At 69.3% G+C, this 13,584-nt stretch carries 15 protein-coding genes; 9 read left to right on the top strand and 6 right to left on the bottom strand.

Annotated features, from left to right (window positions below):
- Nucleotides 1–33: 33 nt before the first annotated feature.
- The gene (locus tag ACAM57_RS10650) at nt 34–1,302 is read right to left on the bottom strand and encodes an MFS transporter (RefSeq protein WP_369661611.1); all 1,269 of its coding nucleotides are present in this window, start codon (nt 1,300–1,302) and stop codon (nt 34–36) included.
- Nucleotides 1,303–1,391: 89 nt separating this feature from the next.
- Between ACAM57_RS10650 and ACAM57_RS10645 the strand changes: the two genes are divergently transcribed.
- The 4 genes from ACAM57_RS10645 to ACAM57_RS10630 all read left to right on the top strand — a co-directional run bounded on the left by ACAM57_RS10645 (nt 1,392) and on the right by ACAM57_RS10630 (nt 4,640).
- On the top strand, nt 1,392–2,270 hold the full coding sequence (locus tag ACAM57_RS10645) for a helix-turn-helix domain-containing protein (protein ID WP_184641316.1): 879 nt from the start codon (nt 1,392–1,394) through the stop codon (nt 2,268–2,270).
- 83 nt (nt 2,271–2,353) lie between these two features.
- Nucleotides 2,354–3,088, top strand: coding sequence for a phosphatase PAP2 family protein (locus ACAM57_RS10640; RefSeq protein WP_369661610.1), 735 nt, complete (start codon nt 2,354–2,356; stop codon nt 3,086–3,088).
- Between the two features lie 95 nt (nt 3,089–3,183).
- The gene (locus tag ACAM57_RS10635; protein WP_126025852.1) at nt 3,184–3,435 is read left to right on the top strand and encodes an acyl carrier protein; all 252 of its coding nucleotides are present in this window, start codon (nt 3,184–3,186) and stop codon (nt 3,433–3,435) included.
- A complete protein-coding gene (locus ACAM57_RS10630; protein WP_369661609.1) occupies nt 3,432–4,640 on the top strand; it encodes a beta-ketoacyl synthase in 1,209 nt (402 codons plus the stop codon). The genes ACAM57_RS10635 and ACAM57_RS10630 overlap by 4 nt, the downstream gene beginning before the upstream one ends.
- Here the strand turns inward: ACAM57_RS10630 and ACAM57_RS10625 are convergent.
- On the bottom strand, nt 4,637–5,554 hold the full coding sequence (locus tag ACAM57_RS10625) for a LysR substrate-binding domain-containing protein (protein ID WP_369661608.1): 918 nt from the start codon (nt 5,552–5,554) through the stop codon (nt 4,637–4,639). The two genes, ACAM57_RS10630 and ACAM57_RS10625, sit on opposite strands and share 4 nt — an antisense overlap.
- Nucleotides 5,555–5,695: 141 nt before the next feature.
- Here ACAM57_RS10625 and ACAM57_RS10620 point away from each other — a divergent pair, with 141 nt between their 5' ends.
- The 4 genes from ACAM57_RS10620 to ACAM57_RS10605 all read left to right on the top strand — a co-directional run bounded on the left by ACAM57_RS10620 (nt 5,696) and on the right by ACAM57_RS10605 (nt 10,302).
- Entirely contained in the window at nt 5,696–7,051 is a 1,356-nt protein-coding gene (locus ACAM57_RS10620) for a M20/M25/M40 family metallo-hydrolase (RefSeq protein WP_369661607.1), read from the top strand.
- An 87-nt stretch (nt 7,052–7,138) separates the two neighbouring features.
- Complete coding sequence (locus ACAM57_RS10615; protein ID WP_369661606.1) at nt 7,139–7,600, top strand: DUF2501 domain-containing protein; 462 nt, start codon at nt 7,139–7,141, stop codon at nt 7,598–7,600.
- An 82-nt stretch (nt 7,601–7,682) separates the two neighbouring features.
- Nucleotides 7,683–9,401: a SulP family inorganic anion transporter gene (locus tag ACAM57_RS10610; RefSeq protein ID WP_369661605.1), complete on the top strand. Its 1,719-nt coding sequence runs from the start codon at nt 7,683–7,685 to the stop codon at nt 9,399–9,401.
- A 13-nt stretch (nt 9,402–9,414) separates the two neighbouring features.
- A complete protein-coding gene (locus tag ACAM57_RS10605) occupies nt 9,415–10,302 on the top strand; it encodes a LysR substrate-binding domain-containing protein (RefSeq protein WP_369661604.1) in 888 nt (295 codons plus the stop codon).
- A gap of 10 nt (nt 10,303–10,312) precedes the next feature.
- Here ACAM57_RS10605 and ACAM57_RS10600 read toward each other — a convergent pair whose 3' ends face one another.
- On the bottom strand, nt 10,313–10,894 hold the full coding sequence (locus ACAM57_RS10600) for a DUF3299 domain-containing protein (RefSeq protein ID WP_369661603.1): 582 nt from the start codon (nt 10,892–10,894) through the stop codon (nt 10,313–10,315).
- Between the two features lie 127 nt (nt 10,895–11,021).
- Here ACAM57_RS10600 and ACAM57_RS10595 point away from each other — a divergent pair, with 127 nt between their 5' ends.
- Complete coding sequence (locus ACAM57_RS10595) at nt 11,022–11,555, top strand: hypothetical protein (RefSeq protein ID WP_369661602.1); 534 nt, start codon at nt 11,022–11,024, stop codon at nt 11,553–11,555.
- On the opposite strand, the gene arfB is transcribed toward ACAM57_RS10595, so the two are convergent.
- From arfB to ACAM57_RS10580, 3 genes are all read right to left on the bottom strand, one after another.
- Nucleotides 11,524–11,931 (bottom strand): alternative ribosome rescue aminoacyl-tRNA hydrolase ArfB, encoded by a 408-nt coding sequence (arfB, locus tag ACAM57_RS10590; RefSeq protein WP_126025861.1) that lies wholly within the window; start codon nt 11,929–11,931, stop codon nt 11,524–11,526. The two genes, ACAM57_RS10595 and arfB, sit on opposite strands and share 32 nt — an antisense overlap.
- Before the next feature lie 4 nt (nt 11,932–11,935).
- Entirely contained in the window at nt 11,936–13,120 is a 1,185-nt protein-coding gene (locus tag ACAM57_RS10585) for an acetyl-CoA C-acyltransferase family protein (RefSeq protein WP_369661601.1), read from the bottom strand.
- Nucleotides 13,121–13,244: 124 nt separating this feature from the next.
- Nucleotides 13,245–13,580, bottom strand: a complete 336-nt coding sequence (locus tag ACAM57_RS10580) for a hypothetical protein (RefSeq protein WP_126025863.1) — start codon at nt 13,578–13,580, stop codon at nt 13,245–13,247.
- Nucleotides 13,581–13,584: the final 4 nt, after the last annotated feature.

The raw sequence follows: 13,584 nt of genomic DNA, 5'->3' as shown, positions 1-13,584 counted from the left end.
GCGGCCGATGATATCGGCCGGGGTTCTTCAGCTTCAGGCCGGCACGAGCGCCGTGCGCCGCACCCGGCGCACGTTGAACGCGCTGGCGATGAGCACGCCCTGCACCAGCGCCAGCCCCACGATCACGCTCGTGTACTGGCCGTGGTCCATCAGCCGGCCGAACACCAGCGGCGCCACGGCCTGCCCGATGTCGAGGCCGGCGTAGACCACGCCGTAGACACGGCCGGTGGCGTTGGGCGGCGTCGACTTCTTCACCAGCAGGTCGCGCGAAGGCCCGGCGACGCCCGAGACGAAACCCATCGCACCGAAGAGTGCCGGCACGATGACCGGCGGGAAGTCGGCAAAGGCCAGCAGCAGCGCCAGCGCGGCGGCCAGGCCGAAGCCCACGCCCACGATGCGCTCGCAGCGCGAAGGATCGGATGCCAGGAAACCGCCAGCCACCATGCCCACCGCGCTCGCCACCATGTAGACCGTGAGGCACACGGCCACCAGCGCCACGGGCACCGCGTGAAGGTGCCCCGCGGCCACGGGCGCGAAGGTCTGCACCACGCTGATGACCACGGCATAGAAGAAGAAGAAACCGAAGCACATCCACACGGCCGGGATGCGCAGGAAGTCGAACTCGCCGCCGGCGGGCGAGGACTCGCCCTGTCCAGTGGCCTTGTGCACGGCCGCGGCGTCGAGCGACAGCACGCTGCGGTAGATCCACAGCACCAGCAGCACGACCAGGGCAACCGCGCCCGCCGAAGCCAGTGCCACGCGCCACGAGAAGGCAATGGCGATCGGCACCACGAAGGCCGGCGCCAGCGCCCAGCCCAGGCTGCCGGTGATGCCGTGCACGCTGTAGGCATGGCCCAGGCGCGTGGGCGCGACCTTGCGGTTGAACAGCGTGTAGTCCACCGGGTGGAACACGCCGTTGCCGATGCCGCCGACCACGGCGCACACCAGCAGCATCCAGTAGCTCTGCGCCAGGGCATAGCCGAAAGCCGCCAGCCCCAGCGCCCCGAGCCCCACGAAGAGCACCGGCCGCGGACCCAGCTTGTCGACGATGAAGCCCGAAGCCGCCTGCACGATGCACGAGACCACGAAGAACACCGTGAGCACCGCGCCCAGCTCGACATAACTCACGTTGAACGCGTCCTTCAGCCACGGGAACAGCGGCGCCAGGATGAGCTGGCTGAAGTGGCTGACCGCGTGGGCCAGGCCGACCAGCCCGATCAGCTTGGCGTCGGTGCCCAAGGTATTGGAAGAAGACGGGGAAGCGGGGGCAGAAGCGGCGCTCGCGGGCGAGTTGGAAGACATGGATTGCTACAAAAAAACGGGGCAGGCACCGATGCTATGCGCCGGGGAAGCGGCAGAATGGCGATACAGCGACAACATTTGTCGAAACCATGCCAAGCGCCGCCTCACCCCCCTCCAGGAGCGCCGCGACCGCCGCCAGGCTGCGCGGGCCCACCCCGATCAACAGCGTTGCATCCCTCACGCCGCACCTGTACGCGCCCGACGCGGTGCGGCCGTTGCGCGCCAAGGAGCACTTCCTGAGCGCCGACACGCTGGTCGAGCTTCACGAGCACCCGTGGCCACAGCTCACCTTTTCCACCCGCGGCGTGATCCGCCTGAGCACGCAGGACGGCAGCTACATCGTCCCGCCCTCTCGCGCGCTCTGGGTGCCCGCCAACATGCCGCACAGCATCACGCTGATCGAAGATGCCGAACTGCGCACCGTCTACCTGCACGCCTGGATCGCGCCCTCCTGGGAGAAATGCGAGGTGCTCGAGATCAGCCCGCTGTTGCGCGCATTGATGCTGGCGCTCGACACCACGCCCGACGGCCTGCCGCCGGCAGACGTGCACGCGCCGCAGCGCGAGCGGATGATCGCGCCGCTCCTGGTCGACGAGCTGGAGCGTGCCACGCAGATCCGCATCGACGTGCCGCTGCCCACCGACAAGCGCCTGCGCCAGCTCTGCGAGACGCTGCTGCGCAACCCGGCCGACCGCGCCACGCTGGCCGAGCGCGCCGCCGCCATCGGCGCCAGCGAGCGCACGGTGGCGCGCCTGTTCCGCGACCAGCTCGGCATGAGCTGGCAGCAATGGCGCCAGCAGGCCGTGATGGCGCACGCGCTGCCGCTGCTGGCGCGCGGCATGGCGGTGAGCCAGGTGGCTGCCGCCAGCGGCTACGCCACCGACAGCGCCTTCTGCGCGATGTTCAAGGCCGCCACCGGCCGCTCGCCCACCTCGTTCCAGCACCGCAAGCGGCCCGCGCCCGCCTGAGCGGCGCGCCCCGGGCAACCGGGGTATCGAGGAATGGATGCTTCACGTCGCTCTGGCAAGATCGGCGCCCGACAAGCAACACCATGCACTCACCGATCCCCCTGCATCTGGCGCCCGGCGCCCAAGCTTCCACCTGGACCGCCGACATCTGGCTGCGCGTGCGCCGGCATTTCCTGCTGAAGGCGGTCGGCACCACGGTCTTCACCTGGCTCTTCTTCATCGGCTACTTCCACCTGCTGCGCAATCCGTCCTTTCCGGTCGAGGTGATGCCGCTGACGCCGCTGGACCGCCTGCTGCCCTTCCAGCCCTACCTTCTGGGGCCGTACCTCTCGCTGTGGGTGTACGTGGGCATCGCGCCAGGGCTGCAACTGACCTTCCGCGAGCTGGTGGTCTACGGGCTGTGGATCGGCGGGCTGTGCATCACCGGCCTGGGCATCTTCTACTTCTGGCCGACCCAGATACCCCCTTTGGCCATCGATGCCTCCGGCTACCCAGGCTTCACGATGCTGCAGGGCGTGGACGCGGCCGGCAACGCCTGCCCTTCGATGCACGTGGCGGTGGCCATCTTCACGGCCATCCGCATCGAGGACGTGCTGAGCGAAACCCGCACCCCCGCCGGGTGGCGGGTGCTGAACTGGGCCTGGTTCGCCGCCATCGCCTATTCGACGCTGGCGGTCAAGCAGCACGTGGCGCTGGACGTGGCCGCCGGGGCGCTGCTGGGTATGGCTTTCGCCCTGCCCTCGATGCGCTGGAGGCCGGGCGCCCGGCAGCGGGACGATGTCCCTCACGTGGGAGCGGATATCATCCGTAAACACTGACCACTCACCACTGGCCGACGAGGAAGGGATCGATTGACTCAAGGACCGCACAGGGCGGCGATCGATCGGCGGCACACGACGACAGGCATTGCACGATGAGTTCGCTGAAGGAATTGCAGGACCTGATCCACGAGAAGTACGGCATCGAACCGTCGAAGCTCGACCCCCACGCCTCGATGCGTGAAACCGGCGGACTCGATTCGCTGGCCTTGGCCGAATTTCTGTTCGCCATCGAAGACCACTTCGGCATCGTCATGCCCGACGAGGACGCGAGCATCGACACCCTGGCCGAATTGTCCGTGCTGGTCGACAAGGTCAGGGCCGAGAAGGCCGCGTCGGCGTCGTGAACCACGAAGTCGCCGTCACCGGGCTGGGCGTCGTGGCGCCGCACGGCGACGAGCCCGGCGCACTGTTCCAGGCCCTGCTGCAGGGCCGGTCGGCCATACAGCCCGTTTTTCCTGAACTGCCCAAGCCGGCAGCGGCGGCCACCGTGGCCTTCGACGAGACCCGCTGGTTCACCAAGCTGCAGCTCGCCGGCGTCGACCGCGTGAGCCAGCTGGCCGTGGCCGCCGCCGACATGGCGATGCGCGACGCGGGCCTCGCCGTGTCCGACGCCGACCCCGAGCGCGTGGGCGTCTTCTCGGGCTGCGGCATGGGCGGCGCCGCCGCGCTCGAAGCGGCCTATCGCGGCAACGGCCGCGTCTCCCCGCTCACCATTCCCGCCTTCATGCCGAATGCGCCGGCCGCCCATGTGGCCATGCGCCAGGGCGTGAAGGGCCCGGTGCTCACCTACTCGGTCGCCTGCGCCTCCTCTTCCGCCGCGATCGCCGAAGCGGCCAAGGCCGTGCAGCGCGGCGAGGTCGACATCGCCATCGCCGGCGGCAGCGAGGCGCTGATCGTGCCGGGCGTGGTGGTGGCATGGCAGGCGATGCAGACACTGGCCGGCTTCCAGCCCGGCGAGGCGGCTGGCGCGGTGCGGCCCTTCGCCACCGACCGCAGCGGCTTCGCGCTGGGTGAAGGCTCGGCCTTCCTCGTCCTCGAATCCGCCGAGCGCGCTCGCGCACGCAACGCCCGCAGCTACGCCACACTGGCCGGCTGGGGCCTCAGCAGCGACGCCACCCATCTCACCAAGCCCGACGCTCCAGGACAGGCCCGCGCGCTGCGCGCCGCCCTGCGCCAGGCGGGGCTGCAGCCGCGCGACGTGGGCTACTGCAACGCGCACGGCACGGCCACGCGCATCGGCGACGTGGTCGAGCGCAACGCGCTGGCCGAAGTGTGGGGCGACGACCTCGACGCGCTGCGCGTGAGCTCGACCAAGGCGCTGCATGGCCACATGCTGGGCGCGGCCGGCGCCATCGAGGCACTCATCACCGTGATGGCGCTGCAGCAGCGGCAACTGCCGCCCAGCGCCAACTGCCGCGAGATCGATCCGGAATGCCGGATGAACCTCGTCATGCAGGACGACACCGCGGCACCCGCGCTCGAAGCCGCCATCAGCAATTCCTTCGCCTTCGGCGGCACGAACTCGGTGCTGCTCTTCCGCCGGGCCTAGGCGGCCTTCAGCTCACGCGGCGCGGCCTGCGCGGCCGCCGCGCACAGCCATGCCACGAAGGCGCCGACCAGCGCGTCGTCCGTGCGGCTGGGCGCCACGAAAACGCTGTAGCCCCGGCTCGAGGGCGCACGGTGCGGACAGGCCAGCACCAGCTCGCCCGAACGCAGCTCGCGTTCGACGAAGTAGTCGGGCACGAGCCCCACACCCAGGTCGGCACGCACAGCGGCGACCAGCGAGGAGAACAGGTCGAAGCGGTGCCCGGCCACCAGGTTCTCGGGTGCGCGCAGATGCGGGGTCTGGCCGAACCACTCTTCCCAGGCCCCCATGCGCGTGCGCAACTGCAGCAGCGGCGCCGCGCGGAAGTCGCCGCGCGCCATGGCCGGCCGCCCCTTCGCGTTGGGCGAGCACACGGCAACGCAGGATTCGCCCATGAGCGGCAGCGCGTTTGCGCCCGGCCATACCGCATCGTCGTACTGCACGCCCACGTCGAAGGGCTGGTCTTCCATGTAGAGATGCGTGGGAAACACCTGCAGATGCAGGCTGCAGCCCGGGTTCTGCCCGATGAACTCCGGCAGGCGCGGCGTGAGCCAACCCTCGGCGAGCACCGGCACGGCGCCCACCAGCAGGCGCAGGCCGTCTGTGCGCTGCGCCATGGCTTCGAGCGTGTGGTTCTGCAGCCGCAGCAGGTCGCCCGAGATCTGCCCGTGATAGCGCCGGCCGGCCTCGGTGAGCTCGGTGCCGCGCGCGGTGCGCTGTACCAGCCGCACGCCGATCTGCGTCTCCAGCTGGCGCAGCTGCTGGCTCACCGCGCTGTGCGTGAGGCACAGCTCCTCCGCGGCCTTGCCGACGCCGTGGTGGCGGGCCACCGCGTCGAAGATCAGCAGCGCGCGGGTGCTCGGAATATGGCGGCGCATGAGGGCTTCGTTAGAAAAACTGACAACGCGGCAGATTAAACCAGAGCACGCGCCTAACACAGCCATAAGAATCGCTGACGACGGCGTTGCACCGGCGGCGCCGATCTTGATCTGGCCCGCTTCAAAAAAAGGACACCTTCCATGCTCCGCACCGCCTCGCTACGCCTCGCCCCCCTCGTCCTCGCCCTTGCCTCGGCCGCTGCTGGCTTCGCGCACGCCCAGGGGGGCAGCGTCGCAGCCACGCCCACGCAGGTGCGGCCCGAGGTGGACAAGGCCTACACCCAGCTGATGGCGTCGCCCGCCATCCAGAAGCTGCTGGAAGCGGTCAAGGCCGACCACGACCGCTCGGTGGAAGACCTGAAGATGCTCACCGAGATCGAAGCGCCGCCCTTCAAGGAACAGAAGCGCGCCGAAGCCTTCCTCGCACGCATGAAGGCGCTGGGCCTCGCCGACGCGAAGATCGACGCCGAAGGCAACGTGGTCGGCCTGCGCAAGGGCACGGGCAACGGGCCCAAGCTGCTGATCTCGGCCCACCTCGACACCGTCTTCCCCGCCGGCACCGACGTGAAGGTGAAGGAGCGCGACGGCAAGCTCTACGCGCCCGGCATTTCCGACGACACGCGCGGCCTCGCGGTGCTGCTGTCGTGGCTCAAGGTGCTCAACGACAACAAGATCCAGACGGTGGGCGACCTGCTCTTCGTCGGCAACGTGGGCGAGGAAGAGCTCGGCAACCTGCGCGGCATCAAGGCGATCTTCCGCGACAACCTCGACATCGACGGCATGGTCGGCCTGGAGCCCGCGCCCGATGGCTCGGTGCTGATGCTGGGCACCGGCAGCCATCGCTACGAAGTGACTTTCAAGGGCCCCGGCGGCCACAGCTACGGCGCCTTCGGCCAGGTGCCCAGCGCCATCCACGGCATGGGCCGCGCCATCGCGAAGATCGCCGACATCCGCACGCCGAGCTTTCCGAAGACGACTTTCACCGTCGGCACGGTCGGTGGCGGCACTTCGGTCAACACCATCGCGCCCGATGCACGCATGGCGGTGGACATCCGCTCCGACGAAATGGCGCCGCTGCTCGAGACCGAGAAGAAGATCCTCGCCGCCATCGACGAAGCCGTGGCCGAGGAAAACAAGCGCTGGAACGTCAACACGCTGAGCGTGAGCACCAAGCTCATCGGCGACCGTCCGGGCGGGCGCACGCAGTCGGACACGGTGATCGTCGAGGCCGCCACGCGCTCGAACGCGGCCTTCGGCCACAAGACGCTGCTGACGGGCGCGAGCACCGACGCCAACGTGCCGATGTCGCTGGGCATCCCGGCCATCATCATCGGCGGCGGCGGCAAGACCGGCGGCTTCCACGCGCTGTCGGAGTGGATCGACGTGACCGATGGCTGGAAGGGTGCGCAGAACTCGCTGGTGACGGTGCTGGGCCTGGTTGGCGTGCAAGGCACCAGTGCGCCGCTGCTCGAAAAGCGCCCACCACGCACGAAGTAAGAGCGCGCGTGCAACCGGGGCTTCGCCCCCGGCGTCTCCGTTATGCTGATGGCCGCTTTCCACCACGCGTACCGACAGGAGGACGACATGCACGCCCGTTCAACCCTCATCGCCCTGGCGCTGCTCGCCGCGGGCGCCTCGGCGCAGGCCAACAACCTGCTCGACCAGCTCAAGGAAAAGGCCGGCGAAGCCGCCACCGCCAATTCGCAAGGCAGCGGCGGCAGCACGGGCGGATCGGCGCTCGGCAACCTGGGCAGCAGCCTCGGCTTCAAGATGCCCGCCATCGGTTCCAGCACCATGGGCAACGCGGCCGGTGTGCTGCAGTACTGCGTGAAGAACAACTACCTGGGCGGCGACGCGGCCTCGGTGAAGGACAAGCTGCTCGCCAAGATCACCGGCCAGAAGAAGCAGGAGACCGGCTTCGCCAGCGGCGCCAAGGGCCTGCTGCAAGGCGGCGACGGCAAGTCGCTGAACTTCAAGGGGCTGTCGTCGAAGGTCAAGGAAAAGGCCTGCGACTACGTGCTGAAAAACGCGACATCGTTGATCTGACCCGGCTCCACATTCCGCATCGCTTTCGCGCGGCGCACCGCGCATGTGCCTGCAGTTCTCTCCAGTGCGCCCGCAAACATCCATGACCCCGGCTGCCCCCTCTCCCTCCCTGCGCCAGCGCCTCTCGCGCTGGGTTCCGTGCCTGGCCTGGCCCCGCCCTTCCGCCGCGCTGCTGCGCAACGAGGCGATGGCCGGCATCACCGTGGCGCTGATGGTCATCCCGCAGGGCGTGGCCTATGCGGCGCTGGCGGGCATGCCGCTGGTCACGGGCGTCTACGCGGCGCTGTTCCCGGCGCTGATCGCGGTGATGTTCAGTTCCTCGCAACGGCTGTCGGTGGGGCCGACGGCTCTCACCAGCCTGCTGGTGGGTGCCTCGCTCGCGCCGCTGGCGGTGGCGGGCAGCGCCGAGTGGGTGGCGATGGCGGTGTGGCTCACGCTGATGTCGGGCGCGATCCAGATCGTTCTGGGCGCCGGGCGCTTCGGCTGGCTGCTGCGGCTGGTGAATTCGCCGGTGCTCATCGGCTTCACGCAGGGCGCGGCAGTGCTGATTGCGATCTCGCAGTTGCCTGCGCTGCTGGGCTTCACGGGGCGGACCATTCCGCAGGTGCTGCAGGGCGGGCCATTGCCCGACCTGGTGGCCATCGCCTTCGGGCTGGGCAGCATCGCGGTGCTGTGGCTGGGCAAGCGCCTGCTGCCGCGCTTTCCGACCACGATGGCGCTGGTGGCCGGCGCGGCGGCCATCAGCTGGCTGGCCGACTACGCGCTGCGCGGCGGCGCGGTGGTGGGCACGCTGCCCTCCGGCCTGCCCTCGTTCTACTGGCCGGGCCTGCTCCCCTTGAGCACCTTCAGCGCGCTGGTGCTGCCGGCACTGATGATCACGCTGGTGAGCTTCCTGGAAACCGCGTCGAGCGCCAAGGTCGACAACGCGCGCGCCGGCACGCTCTGGAACGAAAACCAGGACCTGATCGGCCAGGGGCTGGCCAAGCTGGCCTCGGGTTTCACGGGCGCCTTTCCCACGAGTTCGTCGTTCTCGCGCTCGGCCATCACGCTGTACGCCGGCGCGCAGACTGGCTGGGCGACGCTCTTCAGCGTGGTCGTGGTGGCGGGCGCGCTGCTGTGGCTGATGCCGCTGCTCTATCACGTGCCGCAGGCGGTGCTGGCGGCGGTGGTGGTCACGGCCATCCTCGGGCTGGTGAAGCCGGCGAGCTTCACTGCGCTGTGGCGCATCTCGCGCATCGAGGCGGGCATCGCCTTCGGCACCTTCGTGCTGACGATCGCGACCGCGCCCAGCATCTACTGGGGCGTGCTCGGTGGCCTGCTGGCGGCGCTGGCGCACTACATGTACCGGCACCTGCATCCGCGCATCATCGAGGTGGGCCTGCACCCCGACGGCAGCCTGCGCGACCGCAACCTCTGGAAGCTGCCGCCGCTGGCACCGAACCTCTATGCGCTGCGCATGGACGCCGAGCTCGACTTCGCATCCGCCTCCACGCTCGAACGCGCGCTCACGGTGGCGCTGGCCGAGCGGCCCCACCTCACCGACGTGTGCCTGTTCGCGCAGCCGATCAACCGCATCGACATCACCGGCGCCGAGGTGTTCGGCTCGATCCGCCGGATGATGGAATCCAAGGGCATCCGCCTGCACCTGAGCGGCATGAAGCTGCCCGCGATGCAGGTGCTGGAAAGCGCCGGCCTGCTGGCGCCGGGGCCGATGCTCTTCAGCTACCGCACCGACGGCGAGGCGCTCGCGGCGCTGATGCCGCGCGTCGAGGTGCCCGCGCAGCAGGAAGCCGCCGCCTGACGCGCCAGCCCCCATGAAGACCACCATCGAAGAACTCGTCGCGTTCCGCACGGTGGTGGACACGGGCTCGATTACTGCCGCGTCGGAGCAGCTCTCGCAGACCGTCTCGGGCATCAGCCGCGCCCTGAGCCGGCTCGAGCAGAAGCTCGACACCACCCTGCTTCGCCGCACCACGCGCAGGCTCGAACTCACCGAGGAAGGCGCGGCCTTCCTGCAGCGCACGCGCGCCATCCTCGATGCCATCGACGACGCCGAAGAGCACATGGCCGCGCGCCGCGAGCAGCCCGCGGGCCGGCTGCGCGTGAACGCGGCCTCGCCCTTCATGCTGCACGCCATCGTGCCGCTGGTGCCGGAGTTCCGCCGGCTCTATCCGCAGATCAGCCTGGAGCTGGACACCGACGACCTGCCCATCGACCTGCTGGAGCGCCGCACAGACGTGGCGATCCGCATCGGCCCGCTGCGCGACTCCACGCTGCACGCACGGCCGCTGGGCACGCACCGGCTGCGCGTGCTCGCGAGCCCGGCATACCTCGAAGCGCACGGCAAGCCGCGCAAGGCGGCCGACCTGGCCGAACACACGCTGCTGGGCTTCACCCAGCCCGAGTCGCTGAACCGCTGGCCGCTGCGCGGCGTGCATGGCGACGAGTGGAACATCGCGCCCACGCTGGTGGCGTCCAGCGGCGAGACGCTGCGACAGCTCGCGCTGGCGGGCGTGGGCATCGCCTGCCTGTCGGACTTCATGACGGCCATCGACCGCGCCAGCGGCGCGCTGGTGCAGGTGCTGGCGAAGGAGACGGCCGACGTGCGCCAGCCGGTGAATGCCGTGTACTACCGCAACACGCAGTTGTCGGCGCGCATCACGTCGTTCCTGGATTTCCTGTCCCAGCGCATGGGCGGCTGAGCGCGGCCGCTCATTGCGGCTGCCTGGGCACGAAGCGCTCGACCGAGGCCGACCTGATCTCGTAGCCGCTCACGCCCATGTCCGCCGACGAATAGCGCGCGGCCTTCAGCGTGCCGCTGACGTACACCGTGTCCATGGCGTGCAAGCCTTTCACGGCCGAGGCCGCGACAACGTGCACGATCTGGTTGGCCGGCGGCGGCGGGGTGTGGATGCAGGCGCCGAAGTACGGCACCAGCAGGAATTCGCGGATGCCCTCCTGCGTGTTGTCCAGCGGAACGACGAAGCCTGCGAGCTTGCCCGGCTTGCCGTCGAGCGCGACGTTGACGGGGGCGTTGTCCCACACGGCGCGCATCTCGTCGAGCATCTGGATCGCGCGGGGATCGTTGTCGCGCAGGGCTTCGAGGCTGATGTTGCGGTAGCGCCTGGTCGGGTCCCAGCTCTTGGGAATCAGTTCTTCCCACTTGAGCTCGGGGGCTGCGGCGCTGCGTGCTTCCGGTTGCGCTGCGGCTCCCGGGCCGCATCCGCTCAGGAGCGCCGCGGCCGGTGCCAGCAGGAACGCGGCCAGCACGGCGCGCGGAAAGAGCCTTCTCATGAGTGCGATTGTCTTCGGGAGATGTTTCAGGACCGTAAAGCAGGGCCTTTTGCACTCAATTCATCCGAGATTGCGCGAATTCGCTGCGAACCATCAGAATGCCGCAACACGGCACGAGGAGATCCGCATGGCACCGACAGGATGGCTGGGACTCACGTCCCTGGGCACCGTTCACACCGCGATCAGCCTGATCGCCGTCGCCGCGGGGCTGGCGGCCCTGTTCCGCTGCAAGGAAATCACGATGCGCACCGGCCTCGGCCGGCTCTTCGTGTGGACCACCGTGCTGACCTGTCTCACCGGCTTCGGCATCTTCCAGCACGGCGGCTTCGGCAAGCCGCATGCGCTGGGCATCATCACGCTGGCTGCGCTGGCGGCGGGCGCACTCGCCGGCCGGGGCTTGTTCTTCGGGAAGTGGGCGCGCTACGTCGAGGCCATCGCGTTCTCTGCGAGCTTTCTCTTCCACTGGATTCCGGCCTTCACCGAAACGCTCACGCGCCTGCCGCTCGGCGCCCCGCTGCTGCCGAACGCCGATGCGCCGGAGCTCAAGGCGATCACCGGCGTGCTGCTGGTGCTGTACCTGATCGGCGTGGGCCTGCAGATCCGCAGGCTGCGCGGCGGCACCGGAGGGATCAGTCCCGCACCGGTCCGCGCAGGCTCTTGATCTGCGAGCGCTGGCTCTTGCCTTCGAGCCGGCGCTGCTTCGAACCGTAGGTGGGCCTGGTCGCCCGCCGCACGCGCGGCGCGACGGCCACGCTGTCGACCACCGCCTGCAGCCGCGCGAGCGCGTCTGCGCGGTTCATCTCCTGGGTGCGGTGCTGCTGTGCCTTGAGCACGAACACGCCTTCCTGGGTGATGCGGCTGTCGCGCAGCGCGAGCAGCCTTTCTTTCACATCGGACGGCAGCGAACTGGCGTGGATGTCGTAGCGCAGATGCACCGCGCTCGAGACCTTGTTGACGTTCTGTCCGCCCGCGCCCTGCGCCCGGATGGCGCTGAAGTCGACCTCGTCGGGATCGATCAGGACAGACGGGCGGAGCATGCGATCAGACCCGCTCGAAGATGGCCGCGATGCCCTGCCCGCCCCCGATGCACATCGTGACCAGCGCATAGCGCCCCTGCACCCGCTGCAACTCGGCGATGGCCTTGGTCGTGATGATCGCGCCCGTCGCACCCACCGGATGCCCCAGCGAGATGCCAGAGCCATTCGGGTTCACCCTGGCCGGGTCGAAGCCCAGTTCCTTGATGACCGCGCAGGCCTGCGCCGCGAAGGCCTCGTTCGACTCGATCACGTCCAGGTCGCTCACCTTCAGGCCCGTACGCTCCAGCACCTTGCGCGTGGCCGGCACCGGGCCGATGCCCATGTACGCGGGCTCCACGCCGGCATGCGCATAGCCCACCAGCCGCGCCAGGGGCTTGAGCCCCAGCGCCTTCACACGGCCGCCTTCGGCCAACACCACGGCGGCCGCGCCGTCGTTGATGCCCGAGGCATTGCCGGCGGTGACGAGGCCGTCCTTCTTGAACGCGGGCTTCATCTTCGACAGCGTCTCGACGGTGGTGTCGGCGCGCACGTGCTCGTCGGTGTCGAAGAGCACCACGCCCTTGCGCGTCTTGACCTCGACCGGAACGATCTGCTCCTTGAAACGGCCCGCCGCGATGGCAGCGGCCGCGCGCTGCTGGCTCAGCACCGCCAGCTCGTCCTGCTGCTCGCGCGTGATGCCGTAGCGCGCTGCCACGTTCTCGGCGGTGATGCCCATGTGGATCTTCTCCCACGGGTCGTGGAGGATGCCGAGCATGTAGTCGACCAGCACCGCATCCCCCATGCGGGCGCCATAGCGCGCCGAGGTATCGAAGTACGGGCCCCGGCTCATCGACTCCGAGCCGCCGCCGATGGCGATGTCGCAGTCGCCCAGCGCGATGGCCTGCGCCGCCGACACGATGGCCTGCAGGCCCGAGCCGCAGAGGCGATTCACGTTGAAGGCCGGCGTCTCGATGGGGCAGCCCGCGTCGATGGCCGCCACGCGGCTCAGATAGGCGTCCTTGACGTCGGTGGGAATCACGTTGCCCATGACCACGTGGCCGATGGCGTCGGCTGCGACGCCGCTGCGCTCGATGGCGGCCTTGACGGCGGTAGTGGCAAGCTGGGTGTTGGGCACGTCCTTCAGCGAGCCGCCGAAGGTGCCGATGGCGGTGCGGACGGTGCCGACCACGAAGATGTCGCGCGAAGTCATGGAATGTCTCTCCTGGATGAAAGCAGAAAGCCGCGGCTGGCGAGCCGCGGCTCCAGGAGGACGATTCTGACGGCGAACGGTGCGACCGACTGTCGCGCCCGAAATAGCGCCCGCGGGCCGCCGGTCAGCCGCGCGGGGAGACCGATTTCGGCGAAACGTCGGTCACGTCGCTGACGCTGCCGCGGATGCGCACGGGACGCTCCACCGACTCGCCGCGGGCACGGGCGTTCGCCACGTCGGCAGCCGTCGGTTGCGAGGGCTGTGCCGCATTGCGAAATCGGTCGAAGCCGGAGCGCGGGTTGAAACGCATGACCCACGGCGTCACGGGCTTGCCCGTGAGACGCCCCCAGGCGTAGCGAACACCCCACACAGCCGCCAGCAGCATGACCGCCACGGCCAGGCTGGCCGCGAAGACCAGCCCCAGGAGCAGAAGAATGACGCGTATTACGAAGTTCATCATCCGA

It is taken from the genome of Variovorax sp. V15 (genome assembly GCF_041154425.1).
GTDB lineage: Bacteria > Pseudomonadota > Gammaproteobacteria > Burkholderiales > Burkholderiaceae_C > Variovorax > Variovorax guangxiensis.
This window is presented reverse-complemented; position numbering and strand designations above follow the sequence as displayed.

What these genes read in the sequence shown, in the direction of transcription:
- ACAM57_RS10595 (WP_369661602.1), top strand. Translation starts at nt 11,022, where the DNA reads ATGGCACCGACAGGATGGCTGGGACTCACGTCCCTGGGCACCGTTCAC.
- ACAM57_RS10585 (WP_369661601.1), bottom strand. Translation starts at nt 13,120, where the DNA reads ATGACTTCGCGCGACATCTTCGTGGTCGGCACCGTCCGCACCGCCATC.
- ACAM57_RS10635 (WP_126025852.1), top strand. Translation starts at nt 3,184, where the DNA reads ATGAGTTCGCTGAAGGAATTGCAGGACCTGATCCACGAGAAGTACGGC.
- ACAM57_RS10610 (WP_369661605.1), top strand. Translation starts at nt 7,683, where the DNA reads ATGACCCCGGCTGCCCCCTCTCCCTCCCTGCGCCAGCGCCTCTCGCGC.
- ACAM57_RS10625 (WP_369661608.1), bottom strand. Translation starts at nt 5,554, where the DNA reads ATGCGCCGCCATATTCCGAGCACCCGCGCGCTGCTGATCTTCGACGCG.
- ACAM57_RS10580 (WP_126025863.1), bottom strand. Translation starts at nt 13,580, where the DNA reads ATGATGAACTTCGTAATACGCGTCATTCTTCTGCTCCTGGGGCTGGTC.
- arfB (WP_126025861.1), bottom strand. Translation starts at nt 11,931, where the DNA reads ATGCTCCGCCCGTCTGTCCTGATCGATCCCGACGAGGTCGACTTCAGC.
- ACAM57_RS10645 (WP_184641316.1), top strand. Translation starts at nt 1,392, where the DNA reads ATGCCAAGCGCCGCCTCACCCCCCTCCAGGAGCGCCGCGACCGCCGCC.
- ACAM57_RS10640 (WP_369661610.1), top strand. Translation starts at nt 2,354, where the DNA reads ATGCACTCACCGATCCCCCTGCATCTGGCGCCCGGCGCCCAAGCTTCC.
- ACAM57_RS10650 (WP_369661611.1), bottom strand. Translation starts at nt 1,302, where the DNA reads ATGTCTTCCAACTCGCCCGCGAGCGCCGCTTCTGCCCCCGCTTCCCCG.
- ACAM57_RS10605 (WP_369661604.1), top strand. Translation starts at nt 9,415, where the DNA reads ATGAAGACCACCATCGAAGAACTCGTCGCGTTCCGCACGGTGGTGGAC.
- ACAM57_RS10615 (WP_369661606.1), top strand. Translation starts at nt 7,139, where the DNA reads ATGCACGCCCGTTCAACCCTCATCGCCCTGGCGCTGCTCGCCGCGGGC.
- ACAM57_RS10620 (WP_369661607.1), top strand. Translation starts at nt 5,696, where the DNA reads ATGCTCCGCACCGCCTCGCTACGCCTCGCCCCCCTCGTCCTCGCCCTT.
- ACAM57_RS10600 (WP_369661603.1), bottom strand. Translation starts at nt 10,894, where the DNA reads ATGAGAAGGCTCTTTCCGCGCGCCGTGCTGGCCGCGTTCCTGCTGGCA.